Raw genomic sequence first — 17,033 nt, forward strand, 5'->3', positions numbered from 1 at the left:
TGTGACTGAGCGTTTTGCAGCAAGCGGGGAACAGCCTTGCAGAGCACAGGCGATGCGCAGCGATCCTAAAATAAATCCATTAACCACACCACACAAGGCTACGCATGATCGTTGAACGCATCTGGACGGGCAACAGCCTGCGCAATTTCAATTACCTGATCGCCTGCCCCGACACCGGCGAAGCCTTGGCAATTGATCCGCTGGACCATGAAAAATGCTTGGCCACCGCCAAGGCCAAGGGTTGGAACATCACGCAAATTCTCAACACGCATGAACACCACGACCACATCGGCGGAAATGCCGAAGTGGTGGCCGCCACCGGTGCCAAAGTGATTGCGCACCACAAAGCCGCAGGCAAGATTCCGGGCATGGAGCGCGGTTTACAAGCCGGTGACGTGATCAAGGTGGGCAAACACATTGAGCTGGAATGTTTGGACACCCCTGGCCACACTTATTGCCACATTTGCCTGTGTGCGCACGCTGAACAGCCGGCGCTTTTCTCAGGTGACACCTTGTTCAACGCTGGTGCTGGCAACGTGCACAACGGCGGCGACGTCGAAGCGCTCTACAGCAGCTTCACCGAGCAGCTGATGCGCCTGCCTGACAACACCCGCATCTTCCCCGGCCACGACTACATCGAGAACAACCTGAAGTTCACGCTGGCCCGTGAGCCCGACAATGCGGCCGCTGCAGCGCTCTTGCCAAATGTCGCCAGTCACAACCCGGCAACCTCTGTCGTGACCACGCTGAAAGACGAGAAAGAGTTCAACACCTTCATGCGTCTGAGCAACCCAAGCGTCATCGCTCAGCTGCGGGAAAGCTTTCCCGACTTGCCAGCAGAGCCGGATGCAAAAACGGTGTTTAAGAAGCTGCGGGAACTGCGCAACGCATGGTGAGTTGGGCTGGGCTACTGAACCTGTTGTTCAACACGCCTTGCCAAGCCGAGCAATGCCCTCTTCAATCTTCGCCACATCGGCCATGGCGAAGATGACGCGCAGTGTTGACATGTCTGGGTCAGCCGCAAAAACGGCGCATCCGGCACAAACGCCACGCCTTGCGCAATGGCTTTTTTGGAGAACCCGACCGCGTCTTTGGTTTTGCCGTTGGCACCGGTGAGTCGGGCCCAAAAGAACAAACCACCCTTAGGCTGCGTGAACGCCTCTGGTCGCCCAGTTCTCGTTTCAAACCAGCGCCCATGGCGGCTGATCACTGCCAAACCGTGAACCTCGCTGCGCATGATGACCATCGGCCAATCCGCGAGCACATGGCATCGTTTCTGCATCAATGCTGGACTCAGAAGTCACAGACCAGCGCGCCAAGGCCGATCCAGACGCACTGGTCGACCGATTCGGCGATCGGGAAGCCGCTTTGGGCAAAGGGCCAACAGGAGCCAGCCCAGTGCCGTCGCGCTGACGCTGACGTTAGCTGGCGTGATATCCCCCAGCAAAATGCCGACTTGCAGCCGCTGAACTGGCAGCTGGGGTGAAAGATGATTGACCAGCCCAGGTGACTTTCATGGCTTCAATGCCAAGTGGTAGGCGTGGTACTTTTGATCACGCGCCCAACCCATCGACTCGTACAAGGCTTGAGCAGGCAAATTCTGCACATCCGTGTTCAAGGACAAGCGCACAGCACCCAGTTGGCGCGCATGGTCGGCAGCTGCTGTCAACAAAGCCTCGCCCACGCCCAAGCGCCTGGCCGTGGGTGCCACGAACAGATCATTGAGCACAAACACCCGGGCCATCGACACGGATGAAAAGCTTGGGTACAGCTGGGTGAAACCCACAGCTTGCCCTTGTGACTCGGCCAACAGCACCACCGATTGACCGTGCTCAAAGCGCGCCTGCAAGAAAGTCCGTGCAGCCACGCCATCGCTGGCCTGACCGTAAAACTGGCGATAGCCATCAAACAGGGTGACGACGACATCAAGGTCGGCCAACACCGCTTGACGTATGGTGATTGAAGTCATGTTTTTCCCTTTTCTACAGCTTGGACGTTGTAGGCTCGCATGGCTGAGGCCACTTGCGAAGCCTCGGTGGTGTCATCGGGGTAAAAGCGGTAACTTGGCGCCACGATGGCAGCGACAGATTTCACATAAACCAGCAACACGCTTTGGATGGTGAAGCGCTGGCCTGCCATGGCCAGCAGCGGTGCAGCCCAATCGGGAAATTCCGCATCAGTGGCACGCACCTCGCGCGCGGTGCCTATGAGCTTGAAGCCCTTTTGCACGAACACATCGACAAAGCTCAAACACACCTGCGGGTGCTGCGCGATATTGCGCGCACTGATGGGCGAAGCGATGTGCGCCACCACCACATGCTGGTCGTCGGCAATCGCCCAAACCTCTTTGGGCGAGACGTTGGGCTGCCCCTCGGCATCCACCGTGGCCAGCCAGCACAGCACGCTGCGGCGGGCGGTTTCGCGAATGGCGTCAGTCAAAGGAGCCTGAACAGTACTCATGGCCCGTCCCGTTTCCTTGTGTTGAGTTCACGCAGCCTCATGGCAACCGTTCGGTTTGACGATTCGGTCAGTAGATGCAGGAAATTTGGCAAGCTTGGATGGGGGACGGCGAGGTCGGGTCAGCAGTTCACCGCCACAGTTAGGGCACTTGCCAGCGAGTGTTTTCGTTGCGCAGGATTCGCAAAATGTGCATTCGAACGAGCATATACGTGCTTCTGTGGACTCTGGTGGGAGATCCTTGTCGCAGCATTCGCAACTTGGGCGCAACTGAAGCATGTCGTATTCCTCGGTGTAATTGAACGCAGTTCTGCGATTTGAGTTGAGCGGCAGTTTAGGCAGACCGGCGCGACGGATCGCTCAGGTGCAGAAACTTCGTGTACAGATCACGCGGCGGTGCGACCGAGATCGACTTGAGCACTTGACCCACATTGCCCCGGTGGTAAGCGCCATGGGTGATGATGTGCAAGAGCATTTCTTCCCGCGTCATCAGGCCAGCGTCACCGTCGGTGAATTGAAATGCCAAGGATTCGGCCGCTTGCTGGGCCGTCAAGCGGGCGGCATAGGCCTCGAACCAGGCATCGGTTTGCGCCACTTTGAAGTGAAGTTCGGCCAAGGCGGGTGTGGCGTCGGTGTTGGTGGCGCTAAATCCATGGGCTTGGCCCCGCAAATGCGCTTGGAAAATGCTGTCCACCACATGGATGTGGTTCAGGATGCGAATCGCCGTGTGCAGGGCGTCAGTGTGGCTTGGCGAGTCCACATCGGCCAATACATTGAACAACTCGTTGTTGGCCCAGGTCTTGTGGGCAAAAAGCGATTGGAGGGTTTTCACGGCTGCAAGTCTCTACTTTGTGATGCCTTTTGATTGGGGTCTGAACACATTGGCCAGCCCAAAATAGGAATCACATTGTATTGCTTTCAACCCTTGGCGACGCCCAAGGCGGCGTTCTAAGCCGCCTCATGCCGTCACGATCCAACCCTCCAGCGGATCACACGGCGGCAAGCCGTATTGCGGGTGCCCGGCTTCGTGCTGTTGCTGCGCCCAAGCCGCTTGCATCAGGCACAGGGTGGCGTCGAGGGAATCTCCGCTGGCGTCGTCGGCCAGGCGCCCCAGCAGCGCGTTGCTGGCCACCAAGCGCAGGCCCAGGCGAGTCTGGCCGAGCTCCAGTGCGCTCAGTAATTCACGCCGGGCCAGCAAGCGCTCTGGCGTTTGTTTGGCCTTGTCATCGCTCTTGTAACTTTGGTTGCCCAGCACCTCGCGCGCCAGCAGACCAGGGTAGGCCTCCAGCGCCACGCGGCGGGCCTCGCCCACATGTAACCCGGGCAGGTGCACCCCCGCTTGGCGCAACAAGGGTACGCCCGCGTGCAGCATGTAAGCCACGGGCGGATTGACCCACTTCATGGACGGGCTAGAGCCGGCGGGCCGGTCGGCGGCGCGGTGGGCAAACTTGCCGCCCACGGGGCGGGCGTTGCAGAACGCTGCAAACTGTTCGCGGATCTGGGCGCGCTCCAAGGCGCAGTAATGGTCCATGCATGCAGCCCAATCGGTGGGCCAGTCCAGGGTTTCAACCAGTTCACGCGGCAAGCCAAAGGGCAAGTCAAAACCGCCCACCCAATCGGCAGGCTGCGCCAGCCAGTTGCCAAACTCGCTCAGCGTGTCAAAGGTTTGCAGCGCCTGCAGTTGCACCCTGCCCTGCCGGGCTTGGCCCAGCGCCAGCACAATTGGTTTGCGTTTGCTGGGGCTGCTGGAAAAATCACAGCCGATGAGGTTCATGGTTCACTTCGCGACGAGGGCGTCGCTTTTACCAGGCTCAGGCGCGCCCGATGATGGACGCGGTGGCCATCAGCTCTTCAAGCAGGGCGAGGGACACTTTGCCCGACACGTTGTACGGGTCCAGCTCGGCACGCTCGGAGTATTTGAGCAAGATGTTGGTGTTCACGCGAGACGCATCCACCTGGCCCATGGTCCAGCCGCCAAAACGGCGCTCAGAAATTTCTTCGTAGTGCAGCAAGACCACGTCTTTGTGCCGCGCGTCTTTTTGGATGTGACCATACAACTCGCTCACCGCGCTGCGCCCGCCTTCGATGGCTTGCAAAAAGATGCCACCGCCGTAGCACAGGATGCCGGTGATGCCACTGGTCGGGTTGAACTGACGAGATTGAGCCAGGATCGATTCGATGGTCTCAGGACGAGGATCGACCGTGCGGCTGGCGTAAAGCAAACGGACCAACATGGTGTCAACTCCTTCCGGGAATCAGTGACAAAAATTCACGGCGCAGGTTCACGTCTTTGAGGAACGCACCGCGCATGACCGAATTGATCATCTTGCTGTCCATGTCTTTCACGCCGCGCCAGCCCATGCAGTAGTGGCTCGCTTCCATGACGATGGCCAATCCATCGGGCTGGGTTTTGCGCTGAATCAAGTCAGCCAGCTGAACCACGGCTTCTTCTTGAATTTGCGGACGCCCCATGATCCATTCGGCCAGGCGGGCGTACTTGGACAGGCCAATCACGTTGGTGTGTTCGTTGGGCAACACACCGATCCAGATCTTGCCAATCACAGGGCAAAAGTGGTGGCTGCAAGCGCTGCGCACGGTGATGGGGCCGACGATCATCAATTCGTTGAGGTGTTCGGCGTTGGGGAATTCGGTGATGGCAGGGCCTTCAACGTAGCGGCCCTTGAACACTTCTTTCAAGTACATCTTGGCCACACGGCGTGCGGTATCGCCTGTGTTATGGTCGCTGACGGTGTCGATCACCAAGCTGTCGAGCACGCCTGCCATCTTGGCAGTGACCTCGTCGAGGAGCTTCTCCAACTCGCCGGGTTCAATGAATTCAGCAATGTTGTCATTGGCGTGGAAGCGTTTTCGGGCAGCTTGAATGCGCTCGCGGATCTTGGCAGATACAGGTACGCCTTCGTCGTCGGGCGTGGCGGCAGAAGCAGTCATGGCGTCTGTAGATTTCATTAACATGGTCATTGATCGTAACAGCGATTGGTCGGCGCACAGCGATCAGGGGGTTTGGCCCCTTTACTTCTGTTCTTGCTTGTCCGCCACCCCTCAATACCGGTGCCCTGTGAGAAAAAGTGCCATGCGCATGAGGCCAAAAGCCAGCCGATCGCGCAGTCGCTGATGCCAAAGCCTTTGGCCGAAGGCGGCCAAAACAGGCGTGCTTTGTGACGCAATCACCTGAATCAAACGCCGGTGCAGTTGTTGCGCGAACTGGCGGTCGGCCACCACCACATTGGCCTCTCGCGCCAACAACAGGCTGAGCGGATCCAGGTTAGATGAGCCCACTGTGGCCCAGGGACGCTCGTTGTCGGGGTCCACCACCGCCACTTTGGCGTGCAAAAAACTCGCATCGTATTCGTAGATTTCGACTCCTGCGGCCAGCAAGGTGCCATAGACCGGGCGGGCTGCGTGGTATTGCATGAAGTATTCATATCGCCCTTGTAACAGCAAGCGCACGCGCACCCCTCGCCGGGCTGCGTGGACCAAGGCTTGACGCAACCTGCGCCCCGGCAAAAAGTAGGCATTGGCGATCACCACTTCGTGCCGGGCCAGACCAATGGCCTTGCGGTAGGCGCGCTCGATTTGGGTGCGGTGCAGCACGTTGTCGCGCAGCAGCAAGGCGGCTCGGCTGGGTGGCGGTGAGCCATCGGGCAGGGGCAGCGGCGGCTTCCAGGGCAGCGGCAGGCCTGCCGTTATGAACGAGTGCAGTGCCTGTGGAATCTTGCGTTCCCGGGCGTTTTTTGCGCCTTGCAAACGCCACCACAATTGGGACATGCTGTCTTGGATGTGACCCACCAGTTCGCCCTGCGCACTGACGGCGAAGTCCAGCCGGGGCCGGGCCAGGCTGCCGTGGTGTGGGTCGTACCAATCGTCCAGGATGTTGATGCCACCACAAAAGGCGGTCTGCCCATCCACCACGCACAGTTTGCGGTGCAGCCGACGCCAGCGGCTGGGGATGAGCAAGCCCAAGGCGCCCAAAGGTGCATAAATTCGCCAATCAACCCCCGCGAGCGCAAAGCGCACGCGCCAGACCTCGGGCAGCTGGGGAGTGCCCACACCGTCGACCACCAGCCACACACGCACGCCGCGCAAGGCCGCTCGCTCCAGCGCCTCGGCCACCCGCACGGCAGCGCCATGGAGGTCAAAAATATAGGTCTCCAGCAGCACGTGCGAGCGGGCTTGGTTGAGCGCTGCGACCAGGGCTTCAAAGTAATCCTGCCCCCCTTCGATCAGGCGGATTTGGTGCCCGTCACGCAGCGCTGGGTTGTGCCGCATGTTCAGTCGTTCCAGGCAAATTCGGCCACCAGTGGCAAATGGTCAGACATGCGCTGCCAGATGCGACCAGAGGGCACCATGGCATGCACAGGCGTCAGGCCCCGGGCGTACACATGGTCAAGCTGGTTCAGCGGTAGGCGCGAGGGGTAGGTGGGTGTGGGCTGCTCGCGCCACTCTCGAAAACCGGCCTGCGCCATGCGCCGCCCCAGGCCCGTGCCCCAGTCGTTGAAGTCGCCCGCCACCAGCACCGGCTCGTGTTCCGGGATGTCTTTCGAAATGTGGGCCAACAAAACCGCCAGCTGGCGCACGCGGCTGGCAGGCACCAGCCCCAAGTGCACCACCAACACATGCACCACACGGTCCACCACCTCAATCTGGGTGTGCAAAAACCCGCGTTGCTCGAATCGGTGGTCCGAGATGTCGCGGTGCTGGTATGAGAGCACGGGCCAGCGCGAGAGCAAGGCGTTGCCGTGCTCACCGTGGCGCGTGGTGGCATTGGTACGGTAGACAGCCTCGTAACCTTCGGGGGCCAAATACTCGGCTTGTGGCAGGCTGGGCCAATGCCTGAAATATGCTGCCTCGCGGCGGTGCTCGCGTCGCACCTCTTGCAGGCACACGATGTCGGCGTCGAGCTGCTCCACCGCATGGCCCAAGTTGTGGATTTCAAGACGCCTTGCAGGGCCCAGCCCTTGCACGCCTTTGTGGATGTTGTAAGTGGCCACCCGTAAAACCGGGTGTTCGTGGCGTTCGGGCTTCATTGCGGGGCGGTCGGTACAAAACGCGGCAGCATCAGGATAGCTTCGGCGTTGGAGGGGGAAAAGCACAGATCGGCCGCGACCTGCCAAGGCAGCCATTGCGCTTCGGTGTGCTCGCGCGGACTGAGCACCACAGGGGTGCGTTGCGGCACACACAGGCCGAACACCCGTTCGGTGTTACGGCTGACTTCGGGCGCGTAGCGCCAACGCCAGGCAGGGTAAATGTCGTACACGTTTTCCAGTTGCCAGTCTTGCAGGCGGCAATCCGGGTGCCGCGCGTCGATACCGGTTTCTTCCTGCACTTCGCGGATGGCCGTCTGCAGCCAGCTTTCTTCGGGGTGGTCCTTGCTCCCCGTGACCGATTGCCAGGTGCCCCAGTCGGCACGACGGATCAGCAAGACCTCTTGATCGGGCGTGAAGATGACCACCAGCACCGACTCCGGAATTTTGAAAGCGGCAGGCGATGGGCGGAGCGGTTGCAATATGGACAGGACAGACTCCAAATGAGTGACCAGAAGATCAATTCATTGTAGTCAGCCCCTTGTTGAACACGGACAAGCGCGCCGTTCAGCGCATCAAGTCTGCCGCCGCTTGAGCGGCATGACCGCCTGCAGCTGTGTTTTTTGCAAAGGTTTGGACAAAAACGCATTCATGCCCGAAGCCATCGCCTGGTCAGCCGCATCGCTCATCACATCGGCCGTGAGCGCCACAATGGGCACCAGCCCCCGCTCACCCGGCAGTGCCCGTATGTGGCGCGTACTGCTCAGGCCATCCATCACCGGCATGTGGATGTCCATCAGCACCAGATCAAAATCGAACTGACTCGCTTGCATGAGCGCTTGTTGGCCGTCCTCTGCAAAACTGACCTGATGGCCCATGCTCTGCAATAACAGCCCCACCACTTTTCGATTGACCGGATGGTCTTCCGCCACCAGAACGCGCAAGGCCTCGTTGGCCAAACCAGGCTCAAGCAGGTCGGGGCTCGCGCTGTTGCCCGAGCCGGGTGCTGGCACAGCGCCTGCCGCCAAAGTTGCCCTTGGGGTTTTCAAGCTCAGTATGAACACCGAACCTTGCCCCAACTGGCTGCGCGCCGTCAATTCGCCGCCCATCAGGCGGGCCAAGGATCTGGATATCTCCAGACCCAAACCGGATCCCGATTGCTTGCGCGTGAGAGAGGCGTCGCCCCATTGAAAGCGCTCAAACAAACCATGTTGCGTGGCCTCGCTCATGCCGATGCCAGTGTCGACGATGTCCATCTCCCAGTGCACGCTATCGACAAGTGACTCACGCCGAACCCGGATGTCAACCTGCCCTGTATCGGTGTACTTGATGGCATTGCCAAGCAAATTGAACAGAATTTGCCGCAAACGCAGTGGGTCGAGCATCACGACACATGGCTTGTGCAGGTCGCCAATCAGCTGCAGATGCAGGCCCTTGTTGTGCGCTTGCATCCGCAGAAATCGGTGCACTTCCTGCATAAAATCGCCCATATCTGTGGGCTCTGGACGCACTTGAATTTTGCCGGCTTCCAAAGCCGAGACCTCCAGCACATCGTTGAGCACGGCCAACAAGTGCGATGCACTGCCCTTGGCGGTCTGAATCAAATCGGCTTGCTCTGAGCCTTTCTGGGTTTTTGCCAGCAAACCCAGCATTCCCATAATGCCATTGAAAGGTGTACGCAACTCATGGCTCATATTTGACAAGAACCGACTCTTGCCTTGGTTGGCATTTTCGGCCTGTTCCTTGGCTTGCATCAACTGCGCATGCAAGCGTTGCTGCTCCCTTTGGGACTGATATTGCTGGCGCTCGTGCGCATACAAACCCACAGCGCCCAACACCAAACCCAGGATCTGTGCCAGCGTGAGCCAGGCGATCCATTGGCTTTGTTCGCGCACGGTGCCTACTTGTTTTTGTACCCATTCGCCCATGACAATGTCTGAGGCCGAGTTCAGGGCCTGAACCTCAGGCGCCATTTGCTGGAGCTCTGTCATGAGCAAAGACCTCGCGGGTGATGCCCAGTCTTGCCCATCGGCCAAAGGGGTGGATCTGGCCACCCAGCTGAGCAAGCGGGGGGCCAATTCGGTGTATTCCTCACGGCGGTGCACCCGTTCAAGGCTGGGGCTGTTGAGCAACAAGTCGACCCGGCTGAGCAACATATTAAAACGCAATGACCGCTCCGCGCCAAAGTCCGGCGGGGTCAGCCCGGCCGAGCGCGGTCTGCACGTGTCATGGCCGCATCGAAACGCCACAACTCACGCTACAGATTCATGGTAATGGCCGTGAACGAGTCGTCCTGCAGTCGCGCAGCAACCTCCAGCGCCTGTGCTTGAAGCCATTGCACGGTGGTGGCCACCACCAATGCAGAGATCACAAGGACCGCTACGAAGGCCAGGCTCCAAAAGAATCGAGACGGTGCCAGGCCTCTCGGCCTTGGAGTCTCAGGCGTGGTGTCGCGCGTTTGCATCACTCCACCTCAATGGCCTTGAGTTGCCAGATGGATCGCTCGTAGTAGGTCTTGTGATGGAGTTCTTTTTTGGCGTCACAGGGGTAAACGATGAACAAAGGCCCCTTGGTACGGACCGGTATCGCCTGACCATTAATTGGCACGGCCACTACCACATCGTGCTCAAGCGCATCGGACAGGGGCAGCTTCACTCGGTAATCGTTGAGGGCCAGCGCCCGGATGTGCTGGCCTTTGGCCTTAACCAGCTGCAAGACATCGCGCAACAAGGGTCCGCTGAAGGTCACTGGCTTTTGACCAATTGCTGCAAAATTTCATACGCGAAAGCTCAGATGGGTCTGCTGCTAGCATGCAGGTCATGCTGAAACAGACTGCTGCCCCCATCCCAAAGTCCACCAACACTGTGCTGAGCGTCTCCGGCCTCAGCGGTGGGCCCATCGAACTGCCGCTTTTCCGAGATTTCAACCTGCAACTGCCCGCAGGTCTTTCCGCCTTGCTGGGCGACGAGGGCTCGGGCAAGACCAGCTTGATGCGCTTGCTCAGCGGCGATTTGGCACCCACTGCTGGCCAGCTGCGCTTGATGAACGAGGCCACCCCTTTGGCTCTGCCCCGGCATTCGGCGGTTTTTTGGACCGACCTGCGTTTGCCGCTACACGGCAGCGATACACCCGGGCAATGCTGGGCACACTTACGGTTGTCTTTACCCGCCTGGTCCGACGCCACGCAAAACGAGCTGATCGAGACCTTGCAGTTGGCCCCACACCTGGACAAAAGGCTCAACATGCTGTCGACTGGGAGCCGCCGCAAAGTGGGCCTGGTGGCGGCGCTGGCCAGCGGAGCCACGGTCACTCTGCTGGACCAGCCTTTCGTGTCGTTGGACCAGGCCTCCATCCGCAGCCTTCAGGCGCATTTGACGCAAGTGGGTCAAAACACCGAGCGCGCTTGGCTGATCGCCGACTACGAAAAGCCCTCCTATCTGCCGCTGGCATCGGTGCACCACCTCTGAAGTCTGGTGATGGGTCCACCCGCCCATCCGGCGGGCTTGGGGCTCAAGAAAACAGTCGCCGTGCCGATGCTTCAACATGGTCTGCTCTGTCTAGTCCTCACGAACCTTGAGTATCACTACCTTGTTGCGCTTTGTCCTTCAGCATTCTGCAGCTTCATCCTTATGCATGTGCGTGCTGGCATGGGCGCACGCCGCAGCCCATGCCCAAACCCCGACCCAAGCCAAGCCGGTTTCCAACCCGGCGGCAGACCAATGCCTCATGCCGGCAGCGCAACGCCATGGTGTCAATCCGCACATCCTGCGGGCCATCTTGCAAGTCGAGTCGGGCATGCGTCCCCATGTGGTGAACCGCAACCGCAATGGCAGCATCGATGTGGGCATGGCTCAAATCAACTCGATTCACTTTCGTGAACTGTCGCAATGGGGCATCACGCCCGAGCGGCTGCTGGATCCCTGCGTGGCCACGCATGTGGCGGCCTGGCATCTCAAACGCGTCATGCTGCGCCACGGCAACACCTGGTTTGGCGTGGCCGCCTACCACTCGGTCACGCCTGCCCACAACCTGCGGTATCAGGCTTTGGTGCGGCAAGAATTGGTGCGCACAGGTGCTTGGCGCTGAGATCGCTCAGGTCTGGCTACGGGGTCTTGGCCTTGCTGGCAGCGCATTCGTGGTGTTAAATGACACAAGAGGGCTCTTGATAACAAGGTTAATCACGAAACATTAACGAAATTTTGTGCTGTTTGGACGCTATGCCCCATAATCTATTGGTGAACGTTAATAAAACGTCACATTTGAGGTGATCGGTCAGTTTCGCGCGCTACGGCGGCACTTTTCAGGTTTGTTGTGCTTTCGGGACCCCATCGCTTTTGTTTTCATGTGTTTTTCAGGAGTCCCCATGGGCAATAAACTTTACGTCGGCAACCTGCCGTACACCGTTCGCGACGAAGACCTGCAGCAGGCATTCGGCGAATTCGGCGCCATCACCAGCGCCAAAGTCATGATGGAGCGCGACACAGGCCGCTCTAAAGGTTTCGGTTTTGTGGAAATGGGCAGCGATGCCGAAGCCCAAGCCGCGATCGCTGGCATGAACGGCCAATCTTTGGGTGGTCGCAGCATCACTGTCAACGAAGCCCGTCCGATGGAGGCACGTCCTCCTCGCACCGGTGGTTTCGGTGGTGGTGGCGGTTATGGCGGTGGCGGTGACCGCTCCGGCGGCGGCGGCTACGGTGGTGGTGGCGGTCGCTCCGGCGGCGGCGGCTACGGCGGCGGTGGTGGCGATCGCTCCGGCGGTGGCGGCTACGGCGGTGGCGGCGGCGGTCGCGGCGGCTACTAAGCCCTGCAAACCCAGTCAACGGCAGCAGTGCCGTTACAAAATTTCCGATCCAGCCTGGCGCTGAGTTCAGACATCTAAGGCTTCAAGACTTCGGTTTTGAAGCCTTTTTTGTGGGTCAATCCGACTCAGCCCACGGGCGATGCGTCTGCGGCTCCGTCTGAACTGGTTAATAGGAATTAAAAAAGCCAACGCCACCCGAAGGTGGCGTTGGCTTTTGGCGGGTTTGAAGGCAGATTACGCTGTTTTGACTGCATCCACATTGCGCAAACGGATGTGCAATTCGCGCAATTGCTTCTCGTCCACTGGGCTGGGCGCTTGGGTCAGCAGGCACTGCGCGCGCTGGGTCTTGGGGAAGGCAATCACGTCGCGGATGGATTCGGCACCGGTCATCAAAGTGACGATGCGGTCCAAACCGAAGGCCAAGCCGCCGTGCGGGGGGGCGCCATATTGCAAGGCGTCGAGCAAGAAACCGAACTTGAGCTGGGCTTCTTCGGGTGTGATCTTGAGGGCGTCAAACACTTTTTGCTGCACATCAGCGCGGTGGATACGCACCGAGCCGCCGCCCATCTCCCAGCCGTTCAACACCATGTCGTAGCCCTTGGAGATGCACTTCTCGGGCGCAGTGACCATCCAGTCTTCGTGACCGTCTTTCGGTGCGGTGAAGGGGTGGTGCACGGCGGTATAGCGATGGTTCTCGTCGTCGAACTCGAACATCGGGAAGTCCACCACCCACATCGGGGCCCAACGGTTTTCGAACAGGCCGTTGGCTTTGCCGAACACGCTGTGGCCGATCTTGATGCGCAGCGCGCCGATGGCGTCGTTGACGATTTTTTCCTTGTCCGCACCAAAGAAAATCAGGTCGCCGTTTTGTGCGCCTGAGCGCTCCAGAACGGCGTTGAGTGCGGCGTCGTGGATGTTTTTGACGATCGGCGACTGCAAACCGTCACGGCCTTTGGACAGGTCGTTCACGCGGATGTAGGCCAGACCCTTGGCGCCATAGATCTTCACGAACTCGGTGTAGGCGTCGATCTCGCCACGGCTGATGCCGCCGCCTTCGACCGAGCCGCCCGGCACGCGCAGGGCCACCACGCGGCCGCCCTTCATGTTGGCCGCACCCGCGAACACTTTGAAGTCCACATCGCCCATGACATCGGTGACTTCGGTGAACTGCAGTTTCACGCGCAGGTCGGGTTTGTCAGAGCCATAGATGTGCATGGCATCCTGGTAGGTCATGACCGGGAATTCACCCAAGTCCACGCCGATGGTTTTTTGGAACACGCGCTTGATCATGCTTTGGAACATGTCGCGGATTTCTTCTTCGGTCAGGAACGATGTTTCGATATCGATCTGGGTGAATTCGGGCTGGCGGTCAGCGCGCAAGTCTTCGTCGCGGAAGCACTTGGTGATCTGGTAATAGCGGTCGTAGCCCGCCACCATCAAGAGCTGCTTGAACAACTGCGGCGACTGAGGCAAGGCGAAGAACTGGCCATCGTGCACGCGGCTGGGTACCAGGTAATCACGCGCGCCTTCGGGCGTGCTCTTGGTGAGCATGGGGGTTTCGATGTCGACAAAGCCGTTTTCGTCGAGGTACTTGCGCACTTCCATCGCCACCTTGTAGCGCAGCATCAGGTTGTTTTGCATGTACGGGCGGCGCAGGTCCAGCACGCGGTGAGTCAGGCGCGTGGTCTCGGACAGGTTGTCTTCGTCGATCTGGAACGGCGGCGTGACCGACTCGTTCAGGACGATCAGCTCATGGCACAACACTTCGATCTTGCCGCTTTTGAGGTTGTCGTTGGTGGTGCCATCAGGCCGCGCACGCACGTTGCCTTTGATCTGCACGCAGTATTCGTTGCGCACCTCTTCGGCCACTTTGAACATGTCCGGGCGATCGGGGTCGCACACCACCTGAACATAACCTTCGCGGTCGCGCAGGTCGATGAAGATCACACCGCCATGGTCACGGCGGCGGTTGACCCAGCCGCACAGGCTCACGGCTTGACCGGTCAGGGCTTCGGTCACCAGACCGCAATAGTGGGAACGCATGGACATGTTGTGGGACTTTCAGGATTCGCAGGGACAGGATTCGGAAATAGGCTTCAACCCAACTGGGCCTGAGTGGCAGATGACTTGGAGACGGGCGTGCCGGGCACGATCACACCCATGGAGATGATGTACTTGAGGGCGTCATCCACGCTCATCTCGAGTTCCACCACGTCGGCTTTGGGCATCATCAAAAAGAAGCCCGATGTAGGGTTGGGCGTGGTGGGCACATACACACTGACCATGGGCTGGTCCAGGTGCCTGGCCACTTCCCCCCCCGGCGTGCCGGTCAAAAAAGCGATGGTCCACGATCCCTGGCGCGGGTATTGAACGAGCAAGGCCTTCGAGAAGGCATGTCCACTGCCCGAAAACAAGGTGTCGGCCACCTGCTTGACGCTGGTGTAGATGGTGCGCACCACGGGGATGCGGTTCATCAGGCCGTGCCATTTGCGCAGTGCCCACTGGCCAAACATGTTGGCCACAAATACGCCGGTGGCGAAGATCACCAAGGCCACGATAGCCACGCCCAAACCGGGCACGCTGCGCAGGTATTCGGCACTGGCGTGTACGCCGGGAATCAGCGTATCGGCTGCATGCAGCACGGCCAGGAAAATGGCGTCGAGCATGCCCACCAACCACATGAGCACCCACACCGTGATGCCCATGGGCAGCCACACCAGCAAGCCGGTGATGAAATACTGTTTGAAGCTGCGTTTTTTCATGGGGAGGGGCAATCGGTGAGGTCAGGGCTCAAAAAATCAATGGCAGGCGCAAGAGGCCGCACAGGCCCCGGCACTGCTGGAAGTGGTCGAGGTAGACGCCGCATCACCGCCCGTGGCAACGGCAGGTGCAGGTGCTGCCACAGCGTCGGCTGCGGCAGGCACCGCAGGGGCTGCAGTGCCGCCGCCTTTGAAATCGGTAGCGTACCAACCCGTGCCTTTAAGTTGAAAGCCTGGCGCCGTCAACTGTTTGTTGAACTTGGGCGCACCGCAAACCGGGCAATCGGTGAGGGACGCGTCGCTCATTTTTTGCAGAACATCCTTGGCATGGCCGCAGGCGTCGCATTTGTAGGCGTAAATGGGCATGTGAGAGCCTTTGAAGGTAATGCAAGAAAACCTTCAATTATAGTCTTGGCAAGGCCGTTCAAGGCTTTGCAGCTTCTGAGTGCCCCAGCTGCGAGGGGCAACGGTTATGTCGAATCAATGACCAGATGGGGCTTTGTCGGCGTGCCCCAAGGCGCTGGCCATGGACTGTCCCCGATTCGGAATCAGCGTTGGGGCGAGTGAACCCAGCAGCATGCCGACAAAGGACGCGGCCAAACCCAACAAGTTGGCGGGTACCAAAGTCTCGGGCGCCAGGAAGTTGAACGCCAGCCACGTGCCCACACCCAGCACCACCGAACACAGCGCGCCTTGGGTGTTGGCGCGTCGCCAAAAAGCACCCGCTACCAGCGGCACAAAGGCCCCGGTCAGGGTGACGTTGTAGGCGTTCTGCACCATCTCATACATGGTGCTGGTGCTGTTCATGGCAAACAGCAAGGCGCAAGCCGTGAAGGCGACCAAAATCACGCGCAAGAGCAGCAAGAACTGGCGGTCGCTCATGTTCGGCACAAAGGGCTTGAGGACGTTTTCGGTGAAGGTGGCCGTGGGGGCCAGTAAGGCACCGCTGGCCGTGGACAAGATGGCTGAGAGCAAAGCGCCAAAGAACAAAATCTGCGCCCACATGGGCATCTGGCCCAGCACCAGGTCGGGCAGGATGCGCTGGATGGCGCGGGCGTCTTCCGACTCGAACAAGGCCTTGAGCTCAGGGTGAGCGATCAGCGCCGCATAAGCGATGTACAAGGGTATGAAGGCCATCACGAAGTACATCAGGGCGCCGATGACGGTGCCGCGCACGGCGGTTTTTTCGTCCTTGGCACTGGTCATGCGTTGAAACACATCCTGCTGCGGGATGGAACCAAAGGCAAACGCAAAGAAAGCCCCGGCCATGGCCCACCAGGCGGCGGCATCCATGTCGGCGGGGAACATGTCGAATTTGCCATCGGCTGCGGCCTGTGCCACCACTTTGTCAAATCCGCCCGCATTGCCGCCCACCAACAAAGCCACCGAAATCAGGCCCACCACGATGACCACAGTCTGAAACAAATCGGTGAAAGCCACCGACCACATGCCGCCAAACACGGTGTAGAACAGCACCACGGCCGCGCCCATCATGATGGCGTGGTTCAGGTCAATCGCCCCGGACGAGAGCACATGGATGACCAAGCCCAGCGCCGTCAATTGCGCCGAGGTCCAGCCCAGGTAAGACAACACAATCGCCACGCTCGTCAGCACCTCGACCGACTTGCCGTAGCGCACCTTGTAGAAGTCTCCGATGGTCAGCAGGTTCAGGCGGTAAAACAACTTGGCGAACAACAAAGCCGCCAGTACCAAGCAGACGGTGGCCCCAAACGGGTCACCGGGAATGCCGTTCAGGCCGTCTTTGGCAAAGGTGGCCGACACCGACAAGACGGTCTCAGCCCCGAACCAGGTAGCGAATACCGTGGCCACGTTCATGTAAAGAGGCAAACTGCGCCCTGCCACCAGGTAATCCTTGGCCCCGTGCACGCGACGAGCCGCCAACAAGCCGATGCCGATGGTCACGGTCAAATAAGCGATTACAAAAGTCAGCAACACCTTTGAACCCTCCAAAAT

The 17,033-nt window shown here is 59.5% G+C and carries 20 protein-coding genes and 1 pseudogene; 4 read left to right on the plus strand and 17 right to left on the minus strand.

Features of this window, described 5'->3' with window-relative positions; translation table 11 throughout:
• The first annotated feature begins 104 nt into the window (after positions 1–104).
• Complete coding sequence (locus Q0O99_RS06810; protein ID WP_293749810.1) at positions 105–896, plus strand: hydroxyacylglutathione hydrolase; 792 nt, start codon at positions 105–107, stop codon at positions 894–896.
• Positions 897–923: 27 nt separating this feature from the next.
• Here the strand turns inward: Q0O99_RS06810 and Q0O99_RS06815 are convergent.
• The 13 genes and pseudogenes from Q0O99_RS06815 to Q0O99_RS06875 all read right to left on the minus strand — a co-directional run.
• Positions 924–1,212, minus strand: a pseudogene (locus Q0O99_RS06815) (PLP-dependent aminotransferase family protein); the annotation flags it as partial.
• A 301-nt stretch (positions 1,213–1,513) separates the two neighbouring features.
• Complete coding sequence (locus tag Q0O99_RS06820; RefSeq protein ID WP_293749812.1) at positions 1,514–1,969, minus strand: GNAT family N-acetyltransferase; 456 nt, start codon at positions 1,967–1,969, stop codon at positions 1,514–1,516.
• A complete protein-coding gene (locus tag Q0O99_RS06825; RefSeq protein ID WP_293749814.1) occupies positions 1,966–2,460 on the minus strand; it encodes a pyridoxamine 5'-phosphate oxidase family protein in 495 nt (164 codons plus the stop codon). Before Q0O99_RS06825 ends, Q0O99_RS06820 begins: the two co-directional genes overlap by 4 nt.
• 27 nt (positions 2,461–2,487) lie before the next feature.
• Positions 2,488–2,736, minus strand: a complete 249-nt coding sequence (locus Q0O99_RS06830; RefSeq protein WP_293749816.1) for a DUF1272 domain-containing protein — start codon at positions 2,734–2,736, stop codon at positions 2,488–2,490.
• Positions 2,737–2,791: 55 nt separating this feature from the next.
• Positions 2,792–3,289, minus strand: coding sequence for a DinB family protein (locus Q0O99_RS06835; RefSeq protein WP_293749818.1), 498 nt, complete (start codon positions 3,287–3,289; stop codon positions 2,792–2,794).
• Between the two features lie 126 nt (positions 3,290–3,415).
• Complete coding sequence (locus Q0O99_RS06840) at positions 3,416–4,231, minus strand: DUF429 domain-containing protein (RefSeq protein ID WP_293749820.1); 816 nt, start codon at positions 4,229–4,231, stop codon at positions 3,416–3,418.
• Between the two features lie 37 nt (positions 4,232–4,268).
• On the minus strand, positions 4,269–4,691 hold the full coding sequence (locus Q0O99_RS06845) for a BLUF domain-containing protein (protein ID WP_293749822.1): 423 nt from the start codon (positions 4,689–4,691) through the stop codon (positions 4,269–4,271).
• A 4-nt stretch (positions 4,692–4,695) separates the two neighbouring features.
• A complete protein-coding gene (gene folE, locus Q0O99_RS06850; RefSeq protein ID WP_293749824.1) occupies positions 4,696–5,430 on the minus strand; it encodes a GTP cyclohydrolase I in 735 nt (244 codons plus the stop codon).
• Positions 5,431–5,517: 87 nt separating this feature from the next.
• A complete protein-coding gene (clsB, locus tag Q0O99_RS06855; protein WP_293749826.1) occupies positions 5,518–6,744 on the minus strand; it encodes a cardiolipin synthase ClsB in 1,227 nt (408 codons plus the stop codon).
• Positions 6,745–6,746: 2 nt separating this feature from the next.
• A complete protein-coding gene (locus Q0O99_RS06860) occupies positions 6,747–7,502 on the minus strand; it encodes an endonuclease/exonuclease/phosphatase family protein (RefSeq protein ID WP_293749828.1) in 756 nt (251 codons plus the stop codon).
• Positions 7,499–7,981 (minus strand): dihydroneopterin triphosphate diphosphatase, encoded by a 483-nt coding sequence (gene nudB, locus Q0O99_RS06865; protein WP_293749830.1) that lies wholly within the window; start codon positions 7,979–7,981, stop codon positions 7,499–7,501. Before nudB ends, Q0O99_RS06860 begins: the two co-directional genes overlap by 4 nt.
• Positions 7,982–8,074: 93 nt before the next feature.
• Positions 8,075–9,667 carry a response regulator gene (locus Q0O99_RS06870; RefSeq protein WP_293749831.1) on the minus strand — a complete coding sequence of 531 codons (1,593 nt, stop codon included), beginning with the start codon at positions 9,665–9,667 and terminating at the stop codon, positions 8,075–8,077.
• A 295-nt stretch (positions 9,668–9,962) separates the two neighbouring features.
• Positions 9,963–10,247 (minus strand): molybdopterin-dependent oxidoreductase, encoded by a 285-nt coding sequence (locus tag Q0O99_RS06875; protein ID WP_293749832.1) that lies wholly within the window; start codon positions 10,245–10,247, stop codon positions 9,963–9,965.
• A gap of 71 nt (positions 10,248–10,318) precedes the next feature.
• Here Q0O99_RS06875 and Q0O99_RS06880 point away from each other — a divergent pair, with 71 nt between their 5' ends.
• The 3 genes from Q0O99_RS06880 to Q0O99_RS06890 all read left to right on the plus strand — a co-directional run bounded on the left by Q0O99_RS06880 (position 10,319) and on the right by Q0O99_RS06890 (position 12,300).
• Positions 10,319–10,966 (plus strand): ATP-binding cassette domain-containing protein, encoded by a 648-nt coding sequence (locus Q0O99_RS06880; RefSeq protein ID WP_293749833.1) that lies wholly within the window; start codon positions 10,319–10,321, stop codon positions 10,964–10,966.
• 106 nt (positions 10,967–11,072) lie between these two features.
• Positions 11,073–11,585 carry a lytic transglycosylase domain-containing protein gene (locus Q0O99_RS06885; RefSeq protein ID WP_293749834.1) on the plus strand — a complete coding sequence of 171 codons (513 nt, stop codon included), beginning with the start codon at positions 11,073–11,075 and terminating at the stop codon, positions 11,583–11,585.
• A gap of 277 nt (positions 11,586–11,862) precedes the next feature.
• On the plus strand, positions 11,863–12,300 hold the full coding sequence (locus Q0O99_RS06890; RefSeq protein ID WP_293749835.1) for an RNA-binding protein: 438 nt from the start codon (positions 11,863–11,865) through the stop codon (positions 12,298–12,300).
• A gap of 234 nt (positions 12,301–12,534) precedes the next feature.
• On the opposite strand, the gene aspS is transcribed toward Q0O99_RS06890, so the two are convergent.
• From aspS to Q0O99_RS06910, 4 genes are all read right to left on the minus strand, one after another.
• A complete protein-coding gene (aspS, locus tag Q0O99_RS06895) occupies positions 12,535–14,349 on the minus strand; it encodes an aspartate--tRNA ligase (protein WP_293749837.1) in 1,815 nt (604 codons plus the stop codon).
• 47 nt (positions 14,350–14,396) lie between these two features.
• On the minus strand, positions 14,397–15,062 hold the full coding sequence (locus tag Q0O99_RS06900; RefSeq protein ID WP_293749838.1) for a DUF502 domain-containing protein: 666 nt from the start codon (positions 15,060–15,062) through the stop codon (positions 14,397–14,399).
• Positions 15,063–15,098: 36 nt separating this feature from the next.
• A complete protein-coding gene (locus tag Q0O99_RS06905; protein WP_293749839.1) occupies positions 15,099–15,425 on the minus strand; it encodes an FmdB family zinc ribbon protein in 327 nt (108 codons plus the stop codon).
• Between the two features lie 114 nt (positions 15,426–15,539).
• Positions 15,540–17,015, minus strand: coding sequence for a sodium:solute symporter family protein (locus Q0O99_RS06910; protein ID WP_293749840.1), 1,476 nt, complete (start codon positions 17,013–17,015; stop codon positions 15,540–15,542).
• Positions 17,016–17,033 lie beyond the last annotated feature (18 nt).

This window comes from Limnohabitans sp. Rim8 (genome assembly GCF_945901735.1).
Classification (GTDB): Bacteria; Pseudomonadota; Gammaproteobacteria; order Burkholderiales; family Burkholderiaceae_C; genus Limnohabitans_A.

Excerpts from the sequence above, each read along its gene's own strand:
- Q0O99_RS06810 (WP_293749810.1), top strand. The coding sequence starts at position 105 with ATGATCGTTGAACGCATCTGGACGGGCAACAGCCTGCGCAATTTCAAT.
- Q0O99_RS06820 (WP_293749812.1), bottom strand. The coding sequence starts at position 1,969 with ATGACTTCAATCACCATACGTCAAGCGGTGTTGGCCGACCTTGATGTC.
- Q0O99_RS06825 (WP_293749814.1), bottom strand. The coding sequence starts at position 2,460 with ATGAGTACTGTTCAGGCTCCTTTGACTGACGCCATTCGCGAAACCGCC.
- Q0O99_RS06830 (WP_293749816.1), bottom strand. The coding sequence starts at position 2,736 with ATGCTTCAGTTGCGCCCAAGTTGCGAATGCTGCGACAAGGATCTCCCA.
- Q0O99_RS06840 (WP_293749820.1), bottom strand. The coding sequence starts at position 4,231 with ATGAACCTCATCGGCTGTGATTTTTCCAGCAGCCCCAGCAAACGCAAA.
- Q0O99_RS06845 (WP_293749822.1), bottom strand. The coding sequence starts at position 4,691 with ATGTTGGTCCGTTTGCTTTACGCCAGCCGCACGGTCGATCCTCGTCCT.
- folE (WP_293749824.1), bottom strand. The coding sequence starts at position 5,430 with ATGTTAATGAAATCTACAGACGCCATGACTGCTTCTGCCGCCACGCCC.
- clsB (WP_293749826.1), bottom strand. The coding sequence starts at position 6,744 with ATGCGGCACAACCCAGCGCTGCGTGACGGGCACCAAATCCGCCTGATC.
- Q0O99_RS06860 (WP_293749828.1), bottom strand. The coding sequence starts at position 7,502 with ATGAAGCCCGAACGCCACGAACACCCGGTTTTACGGGTGGCCACTTAC.
- Q0O99_RS06880 (WP_293749833.1), top strand. The coding sequence starts at position 10,319 with ATGCTGAAACAGACTGCTGCCCCCATCCCAAAGTCCACCAACACTGTG.
- Q0O99_RS06890 (WP_293749835.1), top strand. The coding sequence starts at position 11,863 with ATGGGCAATAAACTTTACGTCGGCAACCTGCCGTACACCGTTCGCGAC.
- aspS (WP_293749837.1), bottom strand. The coding sequence starts at position 14,349 with ATGTCCATGCGTTCCCACTATTGCGGTCTGGTGACCGAAGCCCTGACC.
- Q0O99_RS06900 (WP_293749838.1), bottom strand. The coding sequence starts at position 15,062 with ATGAAAAAACGCAGCTTCAAACAGTATTTCATCACCGGCTTGCTGGTG.
- Q0O99_RS06905 (WP_293749839.1), bottom strand. The coding sequence starts at position 15,425 with ATGCCCATTTACGCCTACAAATGCGACGCCTGCGGCCATGCCAAGGAT.